The sequence below is a fragment of the Microcystis sp. M53603_WE2 genome, from assembly GCF_030065435.1.
Genome location: NZ_JASJFF010000411.1, coordinates 1 through 6,566 on the forward strand (window position 1 = coordinate 1; position 6,566 = coordinate 6,566).

4 protein-coding genes are annotated in these 6,566 nt (G+C 43.7%); all 4 read right to left on the bottom strand.

The window, feature by feature from the left end; all coding sequences use genetic code 11:
* Positions 1-88: 88 nt before the first annotated feature.
* Positions 89-322, bottom strand: a complete 234-nt coding sequence (locus PX481_RS08615; RefSeq protein ID WP_288026460.1) for an FAD-dependent oxidoreductase — start codon at positions 320-322, stop codon at positions 89-91.
* 46 nt (positions 323-368) lie between these two features.
* Positions 369-2,921 carry an alpha-L-rhamnosidase-related protein gene (locus PX481_RS08620; RefSeq protein ID WP_288026458.1) on the bottom strand — a complete coding sequence of 851 codons (2,553 nt, stop codon included), beginning with the start codon at positions 2,919-2,921 and terminating at the stop codon, positions 369-371.
* Between the two features lie 31 nt (positions 2,922-2,952).
* Positions 2,953-3,177 (bottom strand): hypothetical protein, encoded by a 225-nt coding sequence (locus tag PX481_RS08625; protein WP_002762514.1) that lies wholly within the window; start codon positions 3,175-3,177, stop codon positions 2,953-2,955.
* 473 nt (positions 3,178-3,650) lie between these two features.
* Positions 3,651-6,092, bottom strand: coding sequence for a glucan 1,4-alpha-glucosidase (locus PX481_RS08630; protein ID WP_002762512.1), 2,442 nt, complete (start codon positions 6,090-6,092; stop codon positions 3,651-3,653).
* Between the last annotated feature and the right edge of the window lie 474 nt (positions 6,093-6,566).

Sequence of the window (6,566 nt, forward strand, 5' to 3'; positions counted from 1 at the left end):
ATTGAGAATGACCGGGGGAACTCTGAAATTTTCGGCTTAGTTGCCGGCAGCTTGCCGCCAACTCACTCCTCTAGATAAGTATTTTGACTCACGCCCCTTCCTCTTTTGAGACGTTGTGACACTTAGGGTGCGGAATGTGGGCTTCAAGGGTTAAACCTTCACCAGTTCCCGCCTCAAGAACTAAAACTCGTTTTCCCTGTTCACTCAATTGTTTGGCCGTAATCGCTCCAGCGATTCCGCCGCCGACGATGACAGCATCGTAGTTGGTTTGAGAGACGGTCTGCCAATCAACTAATTTGACACCGGTTTGACTTTGACTCATTATGTTACTCCTGAAGGGTTGCTTTTTAAATCTCTAAGTCATTTTGTTAGGTAATCTTTCCCGAAAAGGAGAGAAGTTTGATCGCAGCGATATTGACATAATTATAACTCCCGCTTACACCACCAATACCATTGTTGCCAGTGTAGTTTTGATAATGAGCGAAACTAGACATATTAATTGCCTGCTCGTCGCTAAAAATCTTAATTGTGTAACTATGTCCGACACTCAAGTCAACTTTGGTCAAAATTAAAGATGACTCTAGCCAGCGATTCCAGTTGCCAAGCTGGGGCATCACCAGATAACTATCAGCAACTATTGTATCAGTTTCTGAATCTTTCATTTGCATTCGTTTAACGGCACAAGTAACTCCTGTATTAATTGGTCCAGCACCATTTCCAGCTATCACCTGAATACCATGAGTACCACTATACTTAGCCTTGATATCGACGGTTAAACTATCATCTGGCTTCCCCCAATTATCAAAATATACTTGTCCATGAGCTTCGGAAGGATTACGGCCAATCGCCCTAAATTCCTGGGCTGTAACCGAATAAACCCGCTCAGAATTTACTCCCCAATAACAAACAGGTTTAGCCCGTTGAGAAATAGTTCCACTGTTAAGATAAACACTTTCTAGTGTATAGCAGTAGCTTGGTGATTGGCTACCTTTAGTATCTTGATCTTGCCAGGAACCGCGCTGATCAAAAATCTTAATTTTTTCCGCCACCAACCGGCCATCCCTATAAACATTTACCACCACCTCGTCAGTATTTTCCTGATTCAAATTAAAGAAAATTTCTAAGTTACCTTGACTAGCGGTGATCGCTTCGATTACTGGTGGGCGAGGAGCATATCTTTTTCGATAGTCTTGTAAATCATCAACTAAATTAATTGAGGCACTTTGCACATCTTGATCGACTAAATTTACCTCAATAAAATTCTCAGATGCCAGCATCGATTCAGCAATTTCTCCGACAACTAACTCCTGGTTGAGATAGACTTCTCCTAGGCTGTATGCCCCCTTATTTTCCCCATTAATCGGGGGTAAATTGATCACGATATTGATTTGATGACCTCGATAGGGCAGGCGATTGAGAACTAATTTCTGGGAGTCAGGGAAGAGAGTATTGCGTAACTCTCTTGTGATAAAAGGAGAAACACTAAATCCCGCATCGGTCCAAGATAATCCAAAAATTAGCTCATGGACCATAGACAGATAGCCGGCCACCGACCAAAGCTGACGGGGTGAATTAACCACAGGTTCTTTGGCTGGTTGATTTTGCAGTTCAACTAATCCGCTCACGGCATCAAAATTTTCCATATTGGATAAGCTCAGTGCTGCTCCTCGGATTAAAGAGGTAACTCCCAGATTAACGGCTGCATCATTTTTGACTTTTTTGGCGGCTTTAAGCCAATAGGCAGTGACGAAGGGCCAGATAGCTTGGTTATGGTAAATTGGTATATCCCTTTGTTGAGGCCAGATTACCGGAGCGCCTTGTGGTAGATGAGGGTAGTTGGCGACAATTTGGGCTGCTTGGGTTTGATCGGCAATATCGAGGAGAATGGCCAGGGAACTGCCCAATAAATCGTATTGGTGAGCCGGTCGAAAATCGAAAGCTGTTGTAATAAAAGTTGAATATAGCTGTTTATCTGGCAAATACAGGTGAGTGCGGATAGCTTGACGCAATTCCTCAGCCCATTTACTATACTTTTGTTTGGTTTCGGGTTCCCCCAACTCCCCAGCCAAAGACGCAGCTAAAAGTAAAGCCGAAAGATGACAAGCATTAGTAGAAAGAGCTTTAGACATTCCAATTTGTACTGGATCTTCGGCTACCCATTGGGGATAACTTTGTTCCCGCCAATCTAAAAATGACTGTTCCCCTCGATAAAGTCCATCTTGAGGTTCAAAGATAACTTGACGATCCTGTTCGATCGTATTCTTGAGTGCTTCGTAGGCTTTTCTCGCAAAATTATCCCTTGGCTCACCTTGTAGTTGTCGTAACAGAGTCCTCGCCCCAAAAGACCAAACCACGCGATCAGTTGAGATGGGATAGCTTCCCCCAGTGCCGGTATCTTGGACAATTTGCAGTCCGCCACCTTCGCGGCGTTCGGAGAGTTTAAAGCTGAGAGAGTTTAAAGCCCGAATTGGATCGAGAACTCCTAAACCGAGATCGACAGCATAGGAAGTATCTCTTGTCCAAACATAGGTCCAAAACAAGCCCGTCTCAAAAAAGCCGCCTTCTGGTGCGGGTAATGGGTTTCCATCATTGAAAGCTCCATCACTGATCTGGTTAACTGAAGCATCCCGCACTTCTTGTAAAGCTAAAGCATAGAGAGCATCAAACCAGAGCCGATTGCTTTGGAGATTGGGACTGGAGGGCAATTCTTCAATTGTTCTTGGGTTAGGCAGATAATCTTGATAAATTTCCCTCTGAGAGTCGGATAGTTTGTTTTCAAATGGTGCAGTTGTCTCCAAAGAAAAGTGCCTTTTGTCACTTATAATGTCAACTTTAACAGTGGCATTATAAGGGTCATCTTTCCAGACATCGCTATTATTACATTGGTTGTTGTCTGGTTTTTGAAAAGAGTGATCAGCCATCAAATTTCTCCTCAAAAATTTGAATATTTTTCTATTGTTGAGGTTTATCCTCAGCGAATTTCTGAGTTACTTTCAATCCGAGAACTCCCAAAACAATCCCGACGATCGAGATATCAGGAACAAATGCTTGATCTCTGACGATATGCACAATCCAATCTGCACAAAAGCAGAGGATAACTAGCCAAGTTTGCGCTCTCACAGAAGAGAACTGTCCATTGTTTTCTTGAAAAAATTGGTTTAATAATGATAACTTCATTGTTTCTCTGGGGGTTGTTCAAAATGAATAAGTAGGGTTTGCTGAATAAATCTAAAAACCTTGTTGGGTAAGCCTTTTAGACTTTTTGTCAATCAAAAAGTACCAGTTCTGGGAGTGATCGGGGGGAAAATTCAGGGACTTTTTCCCTGAAAATTAGGTAGTTGACCACCTGAAAATCGCTAAAACCCTACACCCCAAACCCCACACCCTGCCCCCATGAAAAACTTTTTGCCACAAACCCTAAGTAAGAGTTGACGCGGGATAGGAATTTACTGGTATTGCAGCCTTGAGCTTCTTAAGCAGGTTCGAGGTTTAAGCCACAAGCCGATTCTCTCCTGCCCCCGCAACAGTTATAGTCATTTCAATTAAGATTGAGAATATCAATCCCAGAGTTCCTAAGGATTTTGTCGGTCTAGAATGTATCAGACTTATCTGAAATGACTATACTTTTGGTTAGCTCATGGGCAACAAATCTATTGATATCTCGCCTTGACGATCGAGTAAGAATCCCAAATATTCTTGTCGGTCAGTGACTTGACTAACTTGATATATTCAGCATGAGTCCAAGCTAAAGGCGTTGCACTATTAGTCCCTTCTCCCGTGACGTAATTATGGGTGCTATTATCACCGACACCATCCCAAACTTGTTCGGGAAGCATGAAGCTTTCGTTGGCAAAATATTCCATAGCTCGAACATAAGTATCACGAATTTTGGCAACATCTTGATCGCTAAGGTTGCCTCCATTTTGGGCTTTGGCTAACTCAAGTTCATAATGTCCTCGTTCGCCGGTAAAGAAAGGCCAAACCCGTCCGCGGCGAAGATTTTTTAGACCATCGTTAACATCACGAAAATTGCTACCATCATTGGTTTGTTCGCCATAGCCGTCATTGCCATAGCGTCGGAATCCTGGATACTCCTTACCATCAAAAGTGAAGTTGTACTTAACCTTTAAACTCTCTTCGAGATTAGCATTATCGAAGGCACAAACAGTTTCAGCAATGTGCAGATCATCTCCTTTTCGGACACCATAACGCACCAGTTCCAAGAAACCGCCATCTAAGATTTGGCGTTCATCAGCTTTAAGAAGACTATTATTGTCGTGGATGACACTGCCATTGTTAGGATTGGCGTCAGGGCTAACTCTGAGCAGATATTGACCAGATTCTTGACAGGGGGTAGCCCGTCCAGTGGTGGTAAACATAAAGTTATCCACATTCTTTTGATATTCATCTGCTTGTTTCAAATAGAATGCGGCCGCACCGGGATCATTAGCTGCATTTTGAGCAATATCAGCCGCTGCCACTAACCCAGTAATCTCTGCGGCTATAGTGGAAGGGGAATAGCCCGATTGTTCTTCCCAGCGTTCTTGATGGGTTTGGGGTGGATTAATCTGGCGCTGATTTGATTGATAACCACTGCTGGTATTGATACTAATATTTACCTGGCCGCCATTAGCGAGAAATTCGGCGGCGGGTTTCAACATCGTGGGATACCAGTTACTGATTTGACTATCCGAGAGAATTCCGGCTTTCCATAATTTCCAACCTAACATAATGGGCATCGCCGTTTGATCCATCTGGACTCCTACCCACTCTAATTCGCCATCAACGTGGGTTTTTTGTAAAAACCAACCGGTAGCGCCGGAGTTACCCGGAGTGTCTGATTTTACTTGGACTTTTGGCAGATATTTAAAAGCCGCTAAGGGGGTTTCTCGATCTCCTAAAGCTAACAAAGCCATAGCCGCCTGATAAAAGTCTCTCGGCCAAACTGCCCGATAGCCGGTGGCAAAGCCATCAGCATTAACGGTATCTCCCCAGGGAACAGATAAAGAAGCAATTAAAGCCCCGGCATTTTCCTTATCTTCCATGCTTTTCAGGGTAAAAGCACTAGCATAAAGCTGTTTACCTTTGTCACCGGTGTTGGCAATCATAGCGGGCATATTGCTAAGGCTGGCTAGATAGTCTTCCCATCCTACGGCATTGCCTTTGCCGTTGTATTTCGCCAACAGGCTATCGTAACCCTCACTTAAAGAAGCGTCTGCTTGTGCTGTTGCTTGAGCGTAACTGCTGCCAAAGCCGACGACAAGATTAAAAGTGGAGGTTTGACCTTGATTGAGGGTGGGCAATTGGGCCATCATCGCCACATTGCCTGGCTGATTCTGATTGGTATAATCATAGGTCCAGTCCATGACTCCATCTTTCATTAAATCTTGATAGCCATCACTGTTACCAACATATCCGGCTGAGGTTTTAACAAAAGGAGATGAACTTTTTAAACTCAGGTAAACAGTCTCACCTTCGCGAGCATTGAGGCTATCGCTTCTGACAAAAGCCACATCTTGACTCCCGGTATTATTCAGGTGGGGATTAATGAGAATATAGGGAGTAATATTATCCTCATTGGCGGTCAAGATCACTTTTGTAAACAAAGTTTGGCGATCGGGGTCGGTAAAGATGTGCTTTTCAATGGTGTATTTGCCATTTTTAGCAGTATTGACGACACGATAGGCGGGAGAAAGAGGCCGACCGCTGCTATCCTTATCGAGATAGTCAACCTTGCTGTTAGTATCAGTTTTTTCTTGATTGAAAAAACCGTTGCCCGTCACCAAGAATTGTAAGTCGTTGATCTGAGCGCGATCAATTTCTCCATAGGCAGTTTCCGTGACAATGCCTTGAGCGATGGAAAACCAAACCTTGGAGATGGCATTCGTCGGTCCATCATCTTCATAGCTGCTGTTTACATACTGCTCATAGGAAGTGCCAATGCCTTGCTTTCCGGCATAGGACCAAAGGGAGGGAACACCGGGGGCGCCGGGGGCTATCCCTCCGCCAACTGCCCAAGCAAGGTTTGTTCCTAAGAAGAGAACAGAGCAAAGGGCAATTAAGCTAACTAATAAACAACGTTTCAGGTTCATGGGAGTAATCGTAGATGGGGTTAAATCAAATTGACTGGGTAATGTTCAAGGTATTTTTGCGGTTCAAGGGTGGAAGTTTCGGATCTACAACGTTGCTCCGATAGATGAGGTTTGCTCTCGCATCCGCAATACTTGATTAGCAATGATTACTCGTGGCTTCACCCTTCGGGCAAAGGCTGTAATTCTTTCAAAAAACTCAGGCTAGGGGCAAAGAAATATTCGCCGCCTTTCATGTTAACCCAAAGTTTGAAATTGTATTCTTCTGTTTCTGATTCGCCCCATTTTTGGCTCTTCGGTTTGTGTTATGCAATGGACGGGGGTTATATTGGATGTAACCCTTATATAGAAAGGCATTTAGCGATTTTTGTCGATTGTTTTTGATCTAGAGCGAACTAATCAATTAAGTCTCTTACCAGATAAGGATTTAGTCGATTTATGACCCCCTATCGAACCATACCAAGTAACGAAGAACCA